The sequence below is a fragment of the Halomonas organivorans genome (assembly GCF_014192055.1).
Lineage (GTDB): Bacteria > Pseudomonadota > Gammaproteobacteria > Pseudomonadales > Halomonadaceae > Halomonas > Halomonas organivorans.
Genome location: NZ_JACHXM010000056.1, coordinates 1 through 14,815, shown reverse-complemented (window position 1 = coordinate 14,815; position 14,815 = coordinate 1). Strand labels below are relative to the sequence as shown.

Sequence of the window (14,815 nt, the reverse complement as noted above, 5' to 3'; positions counted from 1 at the left end):
CGCTTCCTGCGCCCGGTGTGCTACCAGAACCTGCCCCAGGGCCTGTTGCCCGAGGCCATCCGCGACGGCAACCCGGCCGGCGTCAGCCGCCTGGTCGACGGCCGGCGCGAGGCCTGATCCGCCGACACGCCAAGGCGTCACGCCGGGAGCGGCCCACGAGGCCGCTCCCGGCGCATGGCGCTCCGCCACCGGCGAGGCCAACGCGCCTCTCATCTTCCCGAGTCATATCGTGCATGGCGGTGACTCGCCGCCATGACGTTTCCCGCGATGTTCCTTCTCCACGCGAGGACCCTCTCGACATGAAACTGCTTCGCTTCGGTCCGTCCGGCCACGAGAGCCCCGGCCTGCTGGGCCCGGATGGCGTGATTCGTGACCTCTCGGCACATGTTTCCGACCTCGACGGCGAGCGTCTGGGTCGCGACGCCCTGGCGGCGCTGGCGGCTATCGATCCCGCCACGCTGCCTGCGGTCGACGCCGCCACCCGCCTGGGCCCGTGCGTGGGACGCGTCGGCAAGTTCATCTGCATCGGCCTCAACTATGCCGATCATGCCGCCGAGACCGGCGCCGAGGTGCCCTCCGAGCCGGTGGTGTTCAACAAGTGGACCAGCGCCATCTGCGGCCCCCACGACGACGTGATCATCCCCCGCGGCTCGCACAAGACCGACTGGGAAGTCGAGCTGGGCGTGGTGATCGGGAAGACCGGCCGCGATATCGACGAGGCCGACGCCATGTCACACGTCGCGGGCTTCTGCGTGGTCAACGACGTCTCGGAGCGGGAATTCCAGCTCGAGCGCTGCGGCAGCTGGGACAAGGGCAAGGGCTGCGACACCTTCGGCCCGCTGGGCCCCTGGCTGGTCACGCCCGACGAGGTCGCCGACCCGCATGACCTGGCGATGTGGCTCGAGGTCGACGGCCACCGCTACCAGGACGGCAGCACCCGCACCATGATCTACCGGGTGCCCTACCTGATCAGCTATCTCAGCCGCTTCATGAGCCTGCAGCCGGGAGACGTCATCGCCACCGGTACTCCGCCGGGCGTGGGAATGGGGCAGCAGCCACCGGTGTTCCTGGAGCCGGGCCAGCGCATGCGGCTGGGCATCGAGGGCCTCGGCGAACAGCACCAGACCCTGGTCGCGGCGGAACACGCTTGAGACCGATACACGCCGGCGGCCAATGCCCCGCGTCCCGGCGAGTCTTCTTTCACAGGAGCACCACGCATGTCCCCCGATATCACTGACTTTCTTCCCGAGGACGCCGACCAGGCGCTGCTGGTCGGCCGTGTCTGGCGCGATGCGCCCCACCCGGGCCCGGCCCTGGTCGTCGTCCGCGACGGCCGGGTGATCGACATCAGCGCGAACATCGCCTGCATGGCCGACCTGCTCGAGCGCGACGATGCCGCCGAGCTCTTGGCCACGGCCGAGGGCGAGGACCTCGGCCCGGTCGAGGAACTGCTGGCGCGTTCGCTGGCCGAGACGCCCGAGTCGCCCTACCTGCTCGCGCCCTGCGACATCCAGGCGATCAAGGCCTGCGGCGTTACCTTCGCGGTCAGCCTGATGGAGCGGGTGATCGAGGAGCAGGCCGGCGGCGATCCGGCCCGCGCCAGCGAGCTGCGCGAGGAGCTCAGGCGGGTGATCGGCGGCGACCTGTCGAAGATCGTGCCCGGCTCCGAGGCGGCCATGGCGCTCAAGGCCGAGCTCCAGGCCCGCGGGGCCTGGTCCCAGTACATGGAGGTCGGCATCGGCCCGGACGCCGAGGTGTTCACCAAGGCGCAGCCGCTGTCGGCGGTGGGCTTCGGCCGCGGCGTGGGCCTGCATCCGGCCTCCGAGTGGAACAACCCGGAGCCGGAGATCGTGCTGGCGGTGGACGCCGCCGGCCGGGCCCGCGGGGCGACGCTCGGCAACGACGTCAACCTGCGCGACGTGGAAGGGCGCAGCGCCCTGCTGCTGGGCAAGGCCAAGGACAACAACGCGTCCTGCGCCATCGGCCCCTTCATCCGCCTGTTCGACGACGGCTTCACCCTGGACACGGTGCGCGAGGCCACGGTGTCGCTGCGCATCGAGGGCGCCGACGACGACTTCGTGCTGGACGATTCGAGCGACATGCGCCAGATCAGCCGCGACCCGCTGGACCTGGTGCGCCAGACCCTCGGCGCGCACCACCAGTATCCGGACGGCTTCATGCTGTTCCTCGGCACCATGTTCTCGCCGATCCAGGACCGCGACGGCGCCGGTCAGGGCTTCACCCACCATCTGGGCGACGTGGTGACCATCGCCATGCCCTCGCTCGGCGCGCTGGTCAACCGCGTCGACCGCTCGGACCGACTGCCGCCCTGGACCTACGGCATCCGCCAGTGGATGGCGGATATGGCGAAACGTCGGTAAGCCAATGAGAGGCTCCACCGGGGGACAAGGTGAAGCGAGGGGTTTTTGGCCATGGATGGCCAAAGTAGCGCCCAAGGACGGGTTCATAGCGCCCTCGCGCAAGCTTGTCCCCCGACTTCTCTTAACATGCAAAAGGGGCGGCCCGTTCGGGCCGCCCCTTTCTTCTTTCCTCTTGTCGTTTCCTGACCTTTTACTACCCGCTCTCTAGCCACGCCTCTGATTCTCGATCGGCCTCCACGCGGAACGGCGTGGCCGCCAGCCCCCGCACGCCGGGATCGACCCGGAACAGCCCGCCGGCCAGCCCCTCGGCGTCACGGTCCTCGGCCGCGGTGGTGATATAGAGCGTATCGAGCCCGGGCCCGCCGAAGGCGCAGGAGGTGACCCGCGAGGCCGGCAGCGGCAGCGTCTCGTCGAGGCGGCCATCAGGGGCAAAGCGGCTGACGCGCCCGCCCTCCCAGTGGGCCACCCAGAGCCCGCCTTCGGCATCGCAGGCCATGCCGTCGGGGAAACCCTGGGTCTCACCGAAGCGGATATGCTCGCGCTTGTTCGAAAGCCGACCGTCGGGCGCGAGATCGAAGGCATGGATCAACCGCCGCGGCGTATCGCTGTGATAGAGAATGGTTCCGCCGGGGGCGATCGCCGGGCCGTTGGCGACCCGATAGCCGCTATCGAGTCGCCGCAGCGTCCGGCCCTCCAGGCAGTAGAGCGACCCGCTGGACTGCTCGGCGGCGTCGTCCATGGAGCCGAACCACAGCCGGCCCGCCGGATCCACCTTGGCATCGTTGAAGCGATTGCCGGCGGGCTCGTCCTCCGGCATGGGCCAGGCGGCGGCGATGCGAGGGCCATCGGCGTCGAGACGCAGGTGAACCAGCCGCGAGCGCAGCCCGGCGATGAAGCCATCGCCGTCGTCGCGGGGCGCCAGCCAGCAGCAGGCCTCGTCCAGCGGCCAATCGCGGGTCTCGCCGGAGGCCGCATCGAAGGCCAGCAGGCGGGCGCCGAGGATGTCGACGAACATCAGCTGGCCGGCGTCGCCGCGCTCGGGGCACCACAGCGGCCCCTCACCGAGGCGGGCACGACCGGCCCACACGCATTCCAGTGTCGAGGCATCGATCATGGGAGTCTCCGTACTCGAGAGTCAGCGCATCGCGGCCCCGCCGGACGGCGAGGCCGCGGCGCCTCAGGCGCGCTGTCGGCGGGTCTGCTTCCAGCGGTCGAACATCACCGCCAGCAGCAGGATGGCCCCGCGCACCAGGTACTGGTAGAAGGTCGGCACGTTGAGCAGGCCCATGGCGTTCTGCACACAGCCCATGATCATCACGCCCACCAGCACCCCGGTGATCGAGGCGATGCCGCCGGACAGCGCCACGCCGCCCAGCACGCAGGCCGAGATCACGGCAAGCTCCAGCCCCTGGGAGGTGTTGGGATCGCCGAGCCCCATGCGCGAGGTCAAGAGCACCCCGGCGATGCCGGCGACCACGCCCTGCAGGCCGAAGACGATGATCTTCAGGCGCCGCACGTTGACCCCGGCCAGGGCTGCCGCCTCGGGGTTGCCGCCGGTGGCCAGCACGTTGCGGCCGAAGGCGGTCATGTTGAGCAGCACGCCGAAGATCACGAAGCAGGCGATCATGGTCCACACCGGCAGGGTCAGCCCGAGGAAGGAGGCGCTGCCCAACTCGAAGAAGGCCGGCACGGTGATCATCACCGCGTCGCCGCCGGAGGTGATGTAGGCCAGGCCGCGCACGAACTCCATGGCCGCGAGGGTGGCGATCAGCGAGTTGATGCCGAATCGGGCCACCACGAAGCCGTTGAAGGCCCCCACCGCCCCGCCGGCGACCACGCCGCCAAGCACGCCGATGAGTACGCTGCCGGAGGCCGAGGTGGCCACCGCGGCGACCACCCCGGCGAAGGCCACGATGGAGGCCACAGAGAGGTCGACCTCGCCGAGCGCCAGCACCAGCATCATGGTGGTGGCGATGGTGCCGATCAGCGTCACCGACAGCAGCAGGCCGACCATGTTGCGGCCGGTCAGGAAGTCGGGAATGAACACCGACAGCGCCACGAACAGCACGGCGAAGATGGCGATCAGCCCCGAGGTGTCGAGCAGGGTGCGCAGCGGCTTGGTCAGCCCCCGGCGACCTTCCGGACGGGCCGGAGCACCGCCCTCGCCCTGCGCAATCTTTTGCGTCGTCATAGCGATTACTCTCGCGATTGTCGTGATTTCAGAAGGCGCTCGTTCAGGCCGGCAGCGCCAGGCCCAGCAGTCGCTCCGGAGTGGCGTCGTCGCGTGCTACCACGTCGACCAGGGCACCGTCGCGCATCACCCCGATGCGGTCGCAGATCGAGCTGACCTCGGCCAGGTCGCTGGAGATCACCACCACGCTCTTGCCCTGGTCGGCCAGGTCATAGAGCAGGGTATAGATATCGCGCCGGGCGCCGACGTCGATGCCGCGGGTCGGCTCGTCCATGACGAACAGCTCGATCTCCTCGGACAGCCAGCGGGCCAGGATCACCTTCTGCTGGTTGCCGCCGGACAGGGTGCTGATGCGCGTGCGCGGCCCCGGGGTCTTGATGCTCAGCCGCTCGATGTACTCCCGGGTGTTGGCCAACTCCCGCGACGACTGTCGGAACAGTCCCCAGCGCTTGTAGAAGCGCCGGCAGCTGACGTTGAGGTTGTCGGTCACGCTGGCGGTCGGAAAGATGCCCTGGGACTTGCGGTCCTCCGGGCACATGGCGATGCCGGCGCGAATGGCCTCGCCGGGCGTGCGGAAACGCCGTGGCTCGCCGGCGAAGCGCACGTCGCCGGACCTCGGCCGCTCCACGCCGCAGACCAGGCGCATCAGCTCGCTGCGCCCGGCGCCGACCAGGCCGAACAGCCCGAATACCTCACCGCGCCGGACGCTGAAGCTGACCGGCTCGCTCAGCCCCTTGCCATCGATGGCATCGATGGCCACCAGCTCCTCGCCGGCTTCGCGGGCGCGATAGCCGTAGACGTCGTCGATGTCGCGCCCGACCATCTCGCTGACCAGGGTGTCATGATCCAGCGAGGCAAGGCTCTCGTGGGTACGGATATGCTGGCCGTCGCGGAACACCGTGACCGCATCGCACATCTCGAACACCTCCTCCATGCGATGGGTCACATAGAGCACCACCCGCCCCTCGTCGCGCAGGCGCTGGACGATGCGCTTGAGCTGGCGGGTCTCCTGCACCGACAGCGAGCTGGTCGGCTCGTCGAAGGCGATCACCTTGGCATCGCGCAGCAGGGCACGGCCGATCTCGATCATCTGCTGCTGGCCGATGGACAGGTCGCGGACCTTGGTCGACGGGTGGATGGCATCCTCGCCGAGGTCACGCAGGATGCGCAGCGCCTCCTCGCGCATCCGGCGGCGATCGACGAAGCCGCGCCGGGCCGGCAGCTGGCCGAGCAGCAGGTTCTCGGCCACCGACAGATTCGGCGACAGCGTCAGCTCCTGGTAAATGATGGCGATCCCGTTGGCCAGGGCCTCGCGGGCGTTAGCGAAGACGTGGCGCTCGCCGCCCAGCCACAGGGCGCCCTCGGTGACGCGATTGACGCCGCTGAGCACCTTGAGCAGGGTCGACTTGCCGGCGCCGTTCTCGCCCATCAGGGCATGCACCTGGCCGGCCCGGGCGGCGAAGCTCACCCCGTCCAGCGCACGCACCCCGGGGAACTCGACGCTGATGCCATCGAAGCGCAGATAGGGATCAGACATGGCAGCCGTCTCCACAGCGGGCCAAGGGCCCGGCCCCTGGAGGTCCGGGCGGGCGGGATCAGAGGCCGAGGTCATCGCGCACTTCCTGCCAGTTGTCGCGAGTCATCAGGGTGCCGGTGGTCTCGGTATTGGCCGGCGGCTCGTCGCCCTCGGTGACCCAGGCGTAGAGGTTCTCCGCGGTCTGGCGACCATGCATGGTGGAGCTCACCGCCACGGTGCCGTGGAAACCGGTGGGATTCTCGCGAGAGAACTCGGCGAAGGCCGCGCCGGAGCCGTTGATGCCCACGCCGATCACGTCCTCGGCGCCCAGGCCATACTGCTCGCTGGCGCGCACGCCGCCCAGCACGCTCTCCTCGTTGAGGGCATAGATCACCCAGTGCTCGAAGTCGCCACGCTTGGCGAACACCGGCGAGGCGGCCGAGAAGGCGCTGCTGGTGTCGGTGTTCTGCTGGGGCGCGTCGAAGATGTTGTCCTCCTGGAACCCGGCATCGAGCAGCGCGTCGGTGGCGCCGTCGGTGCGCTCCTTGGCGGTGGGCAGCTCGTAGTTGGTGATGCGCAGCGCGGCGACCTCATCGGGATTCCAGCCGCGCTCCTCCATCTCGGCGGCGATGGCATCGCCCACTTGGCGCCCGATCTTGTAGCCGGACATGCCGAGGTGCGGTACCGCCTCCATGGGCTCGCCGTCAGGGCCGACGAAACGGTCATCCACGGTGACCACCTTCATGCCGTACTGCTCGGCGCGATTCATGATCGCCGGGCCCAGGCGCACGTCCGGCGGGCAAATCACGAAGCCCTGGGCGCCCTGGGAGTTGAGGTTGTCGATGGCGCTGAGCACCTGCTGGCCGTCCTCGCCGGCCAGGCGCACCACCTCGAAGCCCTGCTCCTCGCCCAGGGCCGTGGCGGCCTCCTGCTCGTTGATGAACCAGGCCTGCTCGGGCTTCTTGACGATGAAGCCCAGGGTGACGTCGTCCTGCGCCTGGGCGCCGGTGAACGAAGCCAGGGCGATGGCGCCGCCAAGCGCCAGGCGGGCGAAGCGAGACGTGAGGGTCATGCCGTACTCTCCTGTAGCCCCTCTCGGGGGTCGTTGTTGTCGTCAGTAACGGTTGTCGTGGGTAAGCGTCGTCGCGGCGAACGCACCCCTTTGCGCAGATGACAGCCTTACCCTAGTCAGCTTCCGGCATAACCTTCTAATACGTATCGGCGTTCAAACTGATATACGTTTCGTTATATGGACGCTACGGGGCACGAGCACAGGGGGCTTGCACCGGCCTGCACCGATCATGCCTCGCGACTAAAGTCGCTGCCCTGCCTGCGCCCGAACGCAAGAAGCCGCCCGGAGGCGGCTTCGATGAGCGGAGGAACGGCTCGACGTTCAGTCGGTCGTGGAAAAGCGATAGACGGTGAGCGAATGGTAAGTATCGCCGGGCTCGAGGATCGTCGAGGGAAAGGTCGGCTGGTTGGGCGAGTCGGGAAAGTGCTGTGTTTCCAGCGCGAAACCGGAGCGCTTGACGTAGGGAGCTCCCGCCTTGCCCGTCACGCTGCCGTCGAGGAAATTCCCCGAATAGAACTGCAGGCCGGGTTCGGTGGTGGCGATCTCGAGCACGCGCCCGCTGTCGGGGTCGACGATGCGTGCCGCGGGCCGCGGCGAATCCAGGGGTGCGCTCTCCCTGGCCAGCACGAAGTTATGATCGTAACCGCCGCCGCGGACGAGCTGGCGGTTGTCGTCGCCGATACGCTCGCCGATCGGTACCGGTTCGCGGAAGTCGAAGGGCGTGCCCGCCACGTCACGGATCTCGCCGGTAGGGATCAGCGTCTCGTCGATCGGCGTGAAGGCATCGCCGTGGATGGTCAGCACCTGATCGAGGATGGTCGGATCCCCCTCGCCGGAGAGATTGAAGTAGCTGTGCTGGGTCAGGTTGACCGGCGTCGCCTTGTCGGTCTCGGCGCGATAGCGAACCTCCAGGGTGTCGGCGTCGGTCAGGGTATAGGTCACCGTTGTCTCGAGCCGGCCGGGATAGCCTTCCTCGCCGTCTGCGCTGGCATAGCTCAACCGTACGCCCTCACCGTCGGCCGTGCTGAACGGCTCGGCCTGCCACAGCCGGCGGTCGAAGCCCCGATCGCCGCCGTGCAGGTGGTTGTCGCCATCGTTGGTAGCCAACTGGTAGGTCGTGCCATCCAGCGTGAAGCGCCCCTGGTCGATGCGGTTTCCGTAGCGGCCGATCAAGGCGCCGAAATAGGGGTTCAGCCGGCGATAGGCATCGGACAGGTAGCTCTCCAGATCATCGAAGCCGAGCACGATATCCTCGACATGGCCCGCGCGATCCGGGGCCCGCAGCGACACGATGATGCCGCCGTAATTCATGACCTCGACCGTCAGGCCGTTGTCGTTGTTGAGGCGATAGAGGGTGACCTCCCGTCCGTCGGGTAGCTCGCCGAACGGCGAGGCCTCGACGCCCTTTCCGCCCCCGGTCGATGGGGAATTCTCTTTCGCCATTGGCGAGTGGTCTTCGTCAGCCATTGCGACTCCACAGCTCAACATGATCAGGCCGGCAGCCAGGTAGCCGCGTCGGCATTGTGTCGTTCCATCCATAGCAAAAGGTCCACTTTGTTGTCGTTGGCACGTTGCTGTAGAACAATTTTGATAAAGCAACGGGAGAAAACGCGGGAGGCGTTTCCCCTCGGCAACCTAGGCAACGACACCAGGCAAGGACCAATAATGTTCGCCATGTATCTCGATATACAAAGTGTTATCGCCCCATGAAGGCCACCCATCCGCCCGACGCCCTTGCCCCGGACTGGTTCCTGCGCGTGCGACTAAAGTTTCGCCACCTGCAGCTGTTCATCGCCCTCGACGAGCAGCGCAACCTGCATCGCGCCGCTGAACGACTGGGCATGAGCCAACCCGCGGCGTCGAAGCTGCTCGGCGACCTCGAGGCGCAACTCGGCGTGTCCCTGTTCGAGCGACACTCTCGCGGCGTGACCCCCAACTGGTACGGCGAATGCCTGATCCGCCATGCCCATGGCATCCTGTCGCAGCTTCAGCATGCCGGTGAGGAACTCAATGCCCTGGAGTCCGGCAGCGCCGGCGTGGTGGCGGTAGGCACGGTGATGGCCCCCGCCGTGACGCTGCTGACCAGCGCCATCGAGCGCGTCCATCGGGATCGGCCCGGCCTCAAGATCGGCGTCGACGTCGGGGTCAGCCGCGACCTGATCCTGCGCCTGTTGGAGGGCGAGCTGGATTTCGCCATCACCCGCATCCCCGCCGGCTTCCCCGCCGAGCGCTTCGTATTCGAGGAGATCGGCGAAGAGGCGCTGTGCTTCGTGTGCCGCGAGGGCCACCCGTTGACCGGCCAGACGCCGCTGACCCTGGAGGCGATGGCGGCCTATCCCTGGGCGCTGCAGCCGCCGGGGGCGCTGATGCGCCAGCGCGTCGACGGCCTGTTCCTGCAGCACGGCGTCACCCCTCCGCGGCAGATCGTCGATACCGCCGACCTGCTGGTGGCCCTGGCACTGGTCGACAAGTCCGATACCCTCACCGTGACCACTCGTGAGGCCGCCGACCTGCTGTGCGCCCCGCAGCGCTTCCGGCGGCTGCCGTTCGAGGAAGCGCTGAGCGTGCAGCCCTACGGCCTGGTAAGCCTGCGCGACCAGCGCCTGTCGCCGGGTGCCGCGGCGCTGATGACCACCCTGCGCGAACTGGTCGCCCATCGGAAGCGCCTTGCCGACTGAGGCTCGGGCCTCACGGCTCGAACGGTTCGACGCTCTCACGACGCCCATAGAGGAAGGCGTCCGCCACCTGGCGCAGGGGGGCGACGTCGACCTCGGAGCGGCCGGCGGCGGCCAGCTCGGCGAAGCGCGCGTAGAGCCCGGCATATTCCTGGCCGACCATGGCGGCCAGCCGCGCCGGCTCGTCGCCCCCCTCGCCGGCGGGGGCATCCACCACCACGTCGTCATCGATGAGCAGGCGATTACCACCATGGCTCAGCCGCAGCCGGCCGGCATCGGTCTCGATCCGCACCTCCCAGGTCACCTCGCCGGTCTGGCGGAAGTCGAAGGCCGCGGCGATCGGCGTCTCGTCGGCATCCATGAAGGCCAGCTCGGCGGCGATCGGCGTCTGACAGTTGGCGGGAACGTCGAGGGTTGCCTGGCGCAGGAAGAACGGCCGCGGCAGCACACGGGTGGCCACCGAGAGGGCGTTGATGCCGGGATCGAAGACGCCCATGCCGCCGGGCTCCCAGAGCCAGGCCTGGCCGGGGTGCCAGACACGCACGTCCTCTTTCCACTCGATCTCGACGGCACGAATCTCGCGAGCCGCCAGCCACTCACGCGCCGCCTCTACCCCACCGGCCTGCTGGGAGTGCCAGGCGGCGAACAGCGTGCCGGGACAGCCCTCGGCCAGTTCGACCAGCGCCTCGACTTCGCTGAGCGTCGCGCCCGGCGGCTTCTCCAGCAACACATGCTTGCCGGCCTCCAGGGCCTGGCGCGCCTGAGCATAGCGCAGGCGGGTCGGAGTGCAGATGGCGACGGCGTCGAGGTCGGGCTCGGCGGAGAGCATCGCCTCGAGCGAGGGGTAATGCGCCAGGCCCTCGACACCACCCTGCGGGTCGGCGCCGGCCACCAGGCGATAGCCAGGATTGGCCTGGATGGCCGGCAGATGCTGATCTCGGGCGATCTTGCCCAGGCCGACGAGTCCGATGGAAATGGGGGGCATGGCGCTTCCTGTCGTTTGAAGGGAGTGGCTGGAAAGGAGTGGTTGGCAGAGAGTCGCTGGCGAACCAATAAGTGGACCTTACCAGAGCAAATGTCACACATATAGCCCAGCCATGCCGCGCCGTTCAGCGCGTGTCTGAGACCGCCGACGGCGGCTATCCGCCTCTCTCGGCTTTCCCGCTCACGCCTTTCATGCCCTCCTCGTCACCGGCCTCATCCTCGGCGGCGCGTTCGATCAATTGCCGCGAGTCCGGGGCGCCGGCAGCGGCCTTGCGACGCTGGCGGCGCAGATCGCGCAGCGTGCCGACCAGCATGGCGGCGACGATCATGCCACCGCCGACGAAGGCCGCCTGGGTCGGCATCTCTCCGACCCAGGCCCATACCAGCAGGGTGCCCACCAGGGTCTCGAGCAGCATCACCAGACTGACCTCGGCGCCCGGCAGGTAGCGGGGCCCGGTCTGGATCAGGAAGTAGGCCACCGGCAGCAGCAGGCCCATGGCCCCCAGCAGCTGCATGTCCTCCGCCGGCGGCACCCGGGCGCCGCCCAGCAGCGCCCCGGGCAACAGCATGGCCAGGCAGCCCAGCGGCAGGATCACCGTGGTATCGACGCCGCGCCGGCGATCGCCCTTCTGCGCGCTGGCCACGGTGGTGTTCACGGCGATGGAGAGCGGCACGCCGAGCGCCACCACCAGCCCCAGCAGGCTGCCGCCGCCGGCTTCCCCGGTGGCCATCAGGCAGGCCCCCGCGACGCACACCGCGATCACCACCCAGGTCTGGCGGCGCAGTCGTTCACGAAAGACCAGCAGGCCGATCAGCGCGGCGACCAGCGGCGCCAGGTTCATCATCACCAGGACATTACCGGCCGCGGTGAGGCGATTGCCGATGACGAAGGCCCAGGCGCTGCCGGCGAAAGCCAGCGGACACCACCAGGCCGCGGGACCACAGGCCCTGATCGCCGCCGGCAGCTCGCGCCCGTAGCGCACGAGCGCGACCGCCAGCAGCACGACCCCGAGCAGCAAACCCCGCCAGAACATGAAGGTAGCCACGTCCACCGTGGTGGCCTTGACCAGCAGCGCATCCGGCGACAGGAACAGCACACCGGTCATGGTGATCAGATAGCCCCGCAGGCGAAACGGCAATCGCGCCCACATTCTCGCTCCCCCCTCGGCACGCATGCCGACGATACGGTGATGAACAGACGACAGGCCGGGTCGGAAGAGACGACGCAAGAAAGCACGCTTCGGACATGGCCCGGTAAAAACGACGAGCAGGCCGGGGGCTTCCCCGACCTGCTCGGTCCTGACGACTGCCGAGGCGCCCCGCGGGGCGCCTCGGTTCAGCTAGCCCTGCTCAGGCACGCTCGCGACGCGGCACCGGGCCGTCGTCGTCGCGACGGCGGCGCGGTGCCCGCTCGGGCGCACGGTCCTCGCTGATCTCCAGCGGACGACCGGCCACCCGGGCCCGCGCCATCTTGGCGAGGATGCTCGACGGCAGCCCATTCGGCAACTCGACGACGGAAAATGCATTGCGGATGTCGATCCGGCCGATGCGATTGCCCTCGATACCGCCCTCGTTGGCCAGCGCGCCGACCAGCTGGCCGGGCTTGACGCCGTCCTTGTGGCCGACGGAGACGCGATAGCGGGTCATGCCCTCGCGGGGCGCCCGGTCGCGGGGACCGCCCTCGCGGCGCGACGGCTTGCCGTCACGGGGGGTGCGCTCCTTGCGCGGCGCCTGCAGGCGGCCAATCGGCGCTTCATCGGCGCGGGCCAGGCCGGCGAAGGCACAGGCCAGCTCGATGGGGTCGTAGCCTTCTTCGACCAGTTGCTCGACCAGGGCACGCTGCTCCTCGGCACCCTTGGTGACGGCGGCGATGGCGCGCTGATGGAAGACCTGATCGCGATGGGCGCGGATGGCAGCCTCGTCCGGCAGCGCCATCTCGCTCATCTTCTGGCCGGTGGCCTGCTCCAGCCAGCCGACCTTGCGACCTTCGCGGTTGCCGGCGAAGGTGATCGCCACGCCGTCGCGCCCGGCCCGGCCGGTACGACCGATACGGTGGGTGTAGGCCTCGGCATCCTGGGGCAGGTCGTAGTTGACGACATGGGTGATGCGCGGCACGTCGAGACCGCGGGCGGCCACGTCGGTAGCGATCAGCACATCGACCTTGCCGCGCTTGAGGCGGGTGATGGTGCGCTCGCGCAGGCTCTGATCCAGGTCCCCTGACAGGCTGGCGACGTTGACGCCGCGGGCGGAGAGCTGCTCCATCAACGTGGTGCAGGCGGCCCGGGTGCGCACGAAGACGATGGCGGCGTCCACCGGTTCGACCTCGATGATGCGCGCCAGCGCTTCCAGCTTGGCCCCGCCCTCGACGCGCACGCGGCGCTGCTCGATGTTCTCGCCGGTGGTGGTGCGCGACTCGATGGCCACCTTGACCGGCTCGACCAGGTAGCGGTTGACGATGCGCTCGATCTCGGTCGGCAGGGTCGCGGAGAAGAACACCCGCTGGGCGTCGGTGGGCGTGTCGGCCACCACGCGCTTGACGTCATCGATGAAGCCCATGCGCAGCATCTCGTCGGCCTCGTCGAGCACCAGCGCGGACAGGCCATCGAGCTTGAGGCTGCCACGATCCAGGTGGTCGATGATGCGACCGGGCGTACCGACCACCACCTGGGCACCGCGACGCAGCGCCTGCAGCTGGTCGCGATATTCCATGCCGCCGCACAGGGTGGCGACTTCCAGACCCTTGAGGTTCTGGCCGTACTTGGAGAAGGAGACGGCCACCTGCTGGGCCAGCTCACGGGTCGGCGCCATCACCAGCACCTGGGGCGCGCGCCGCTCGAGGTCGAGGCGCGAGAGCAGCGGCAGGGCGAAGGCGGCGGTCTTGCCGGTACCGGTCTGGGCCTGGCCCAGCATGTCGCGGCCTTCCAGCAGTGCCGGAATGGTCTGTGCCTGGATCGGCGACGGGGTCTCGTAGCCGAGGGTCTCGATGGCAGAGAGAACAGCAGGCAGCAGGGCCAGATCGCCAAAGCTCGGCGAAGCGACGGAAGTCGAGGTCATGAATCACACCTTGGTAGGCCGGCATCGCCGGCAAGAAACATCGTGGCGCCCCCGACGCGGTCACACGGTCGGAGTCCCTGCTCGGGGCAGGTCGTCAACATCGGAGTCGGAGACGCCGGTCGCACCTGGCATCCGGTCGGCTCTGCAGTGGCAGGCAAACCGTCGTGGCGACCGTCTGCGCCGAATCCGCCCGGGTGGCGAATTCTCGTCGGCGCTCCATCTACACAGTTCGAACGCTTTGGGCTTCGGGCCCGGCGTCTTCGCGAGCGTCGCATCCACGGTTCGTGGACCGGCGCTGAGTCATGATGGTGGGGTCAGCACATGCGAGGAGCGCGCATGCTACCATCGTCGCCCCAAGCTGGCCAGCCTTTTCCGCCCCACGTCCAGGAGCCCTGCATGCCGAACCTTTGGGTCGACGCCGATGCCTGCCCGCGGATCGCCCGCGATATCATCGTTCGTGCCGCCGAGCGTACCACCACGCCCACCACCTTCGTCGCCAACCACCAGGTTCCGCTACCGCCGTCGAAGTGGGTGAAGGGCATGGCGGTGAGCCACGGCTTCGACGCCGCCGACGACGAGATCGTCGACCGCCTCGCCGCGGGCGATCTGGTAATCACCTCGGACCTGCCGCTGGCCATGGCCGCCATCGAACGCGGCGCCGCGGTCATGACCACCCGCGGCGAGGCCCTGAACGAGAGCAATATCCGTGCGCGGGTGCAGATGCGGGACTTCATGGAAACCATGAGGGCCAGCGGCGAACACACCGGCGGCCCCAAGGGCTACTCGGACGTCGACCGCCGGGAATTCGCCAATGCGCTGGACAGGTGGTTGGCGAAGAACGCCTGACGCTGCGGGCTGCGGGCTGCGGGCTGCGGGCTGCGGGCTGCGGGCTGCGGGCTGCGGGCTGCGGGCTGCGGGCTGCGGGCTGCGGGCTGCGGGCTG

Annotated in this window: 12 protein-coding genes; 4 read left to right on the top strand and 8 right to left on the bottom strand. The window is 68.7% G+C overall.

Going from position 1 to position 14,815, the window contains the following annotated elements; translation table 11 throughout:
* The first annotated feature begins 299 nt into the window (after positions 1 to 299).
* The gene (locus tag FHR96_RS22025; RefSeq protein ID WP_183389860.1) at positions 300 to 1,151 is read left to right on the top strand and encodes an ureidoglycolate lyase; all 852 of its coding nucleotides are present in this window, start codon (positions 300 to 302) and stop codon (positions 1,149 to 1,151) included.
* Between the two features lie 66 nt (positions 1,152 to 1,217).
* Positions 1,218 to 2,381: a fumarylacetoacetate hydrolase family protein gene (locus FHR96_RS22020; RefSeq protein ID WP_183389859.1), complete on the top strand. Its 1,164-nt coding sequence runs from the start codon at positions 1,218 to 1,220 to the stop codon at positions 2,379 to 2,381.
* A gap of 193 nt (positions 2,382 to 2,574) precedes the next feature.
* Here FHR96_RS22020 and FHR96_RS22015 read toward each other — a convergent pair whose 3' ends face one another.
* The 5 genes from FHR96_RS22015 to FHR96_RS21995 form a co-directional block, all read right to left on the bottom strand.
* Positions 2,575 to 3,495, bottom strand: a complete 921-nt coding sequence (locus FHR96_RS22015) for an SMP-30/gluconolactonase/LRE family protein (RefSeq protein WP_183389858.1) — start codon at positions 3,493 to 3,495, stop codon at positions 2,575 to 2,577.
* 63 nt (positions 3,496 to 3,558) lie between these two features.
* The gene (araH, locus tag FHR96_RS22010; RefSeq protein ID WP_183389857.1) at positions 3,559 to 4,572 is read right to left on the bottom strand and encodes an L-arabinose ABC transporter permease AraH; all 1,014 of its coding nucleotides are present in this window, start codon (positions 4,570 to 4,572) and stop codon (positions 3,559 to 3,561) included.
* Positions 4,573 to 4,615: 43 nt separating this feature from the next.
* Complete coding sequence (gene araG / locus FHR96_RS22005; RefSeq protein WP_183389856.1) at positions 4,616 to 6,109, bottom strand: L-arabinose ABC transporter ATP-binding protein AraG; 1,494 nt, start codon at positions 6,107 to 6,109, stop codon at positions 4,616 to 4,618.
* Between the two features lie 58 nt (positions 6,110 to 6,167).
* Positions 6,168 to 7,160 carry an arabinose ABC transporter substrate-binding protein gene (locus FHR96_RS22000; RefSeq protein WP_183389855.1) on the bottom strand — a complete coding sequence of 331 codons (993 nt, stop codon included), beginning with the start codon at positions 7,158 to 7,160 and terminating at the stop codon, positions 6,168 to 6,170.
* Positions 7,161 to 7,481: 321 nt separating this feature from the next.
* Positions 7,482 to 8,627, bottom strand: coding sequence for an aldose epimerase family protein (locus FHR96_RS21995; RefSeq protein WP_246393089.1), 1,146 nt, complete (start codon positions 8,625 to 8,627; stop codon positions 7,482 to 7,484).
* A 239-nt stretch (positions 8,628 to 8,866) separates the two neighbouring features.
* Here FHR96_RS21995 and FHR96_RS21990 point away from each other — a divergent pair, with 239 nt between their 5' ends.
* Positions 8,867 to 9,838 carry a LysR substrate-binding domain-containing protein gene (locus tag FHR96_RS21990; protein WP_183389854.1) on the top strand — a complete coding sequence of 324 codons (972 nt, stop codon included), beginning with the start codon at positions 8,867 to 8,869 and terminating at the stop codon, positions 9,836 to 9,838.
* 10 nt (positions 9,839 to 9,848) lie between these two features.
* Here the strand turns inward: FHR96_RS21990 and FHR96_RS21985 are convergent, their stop codons facing one another.
* The 3 genes from FHR96_RS21985 to FHR96_RS21975 form a co-directional block, all read right to left on the bottom strand.
* The gene (locus FHR96_RS21985; protein ID WP_183389853.1) at positions 9,849 to 10,820 is read right to left on the bottom strand and encodes a Gfo/Idh/MocA family protein; all 972 of its coding nucleotides are present in this window, start codon (positions 10,818 to 10,820) and stop codon (positions 9,849 to 9,851) included.
* A gap of 154 nt (positions 10,821 to 10,974) precedes the next feature.
* The gene (locus FHR96_RS21980; protein ID WP_183389852.1) at positions 10,975 to 11,970 is read right to left on the bottom strand and encodes a DMT family transporter; all 996 of its coding nucleotides are present in this window, start codon (positions 11,968 to 11,970) and stop codon (positions 10,975 to 10,977) included.
* Positions 11,971 to 12,169: 199 nt separating this feature from the next.
* Positions 12,170 to 13,873, bottom strand: coding sequence for a DEAD/DEAH box helicase (locus tag FHR96_RS21975; protein WP_183389851.1), 1,704 nt, complete (start codon positions 13,871 to 13,873; stop codon positions 12,170 to 12,172).
* Between the two features lie 396 nt (positions 13,874 to 14,269).
* Between FHR96_RS21975 and FHR96_RS21970 the strand changes: the two genes are divergently transcribed.
* Positions 14,270 to 14,719 (top strand): YaiI/YqxD family protein, encoded by a 450-nt coding sequence (locus tag FHR96_RS21970; protein WP_183389850.1) that lies wholly within the window; start codon positions 14,270 to 14,272, stop codon positions 14,717 to 14,719.
* The last annotated feature ends 96 nt before the right edge of the window (positions 14,720 to 14,815 follow it).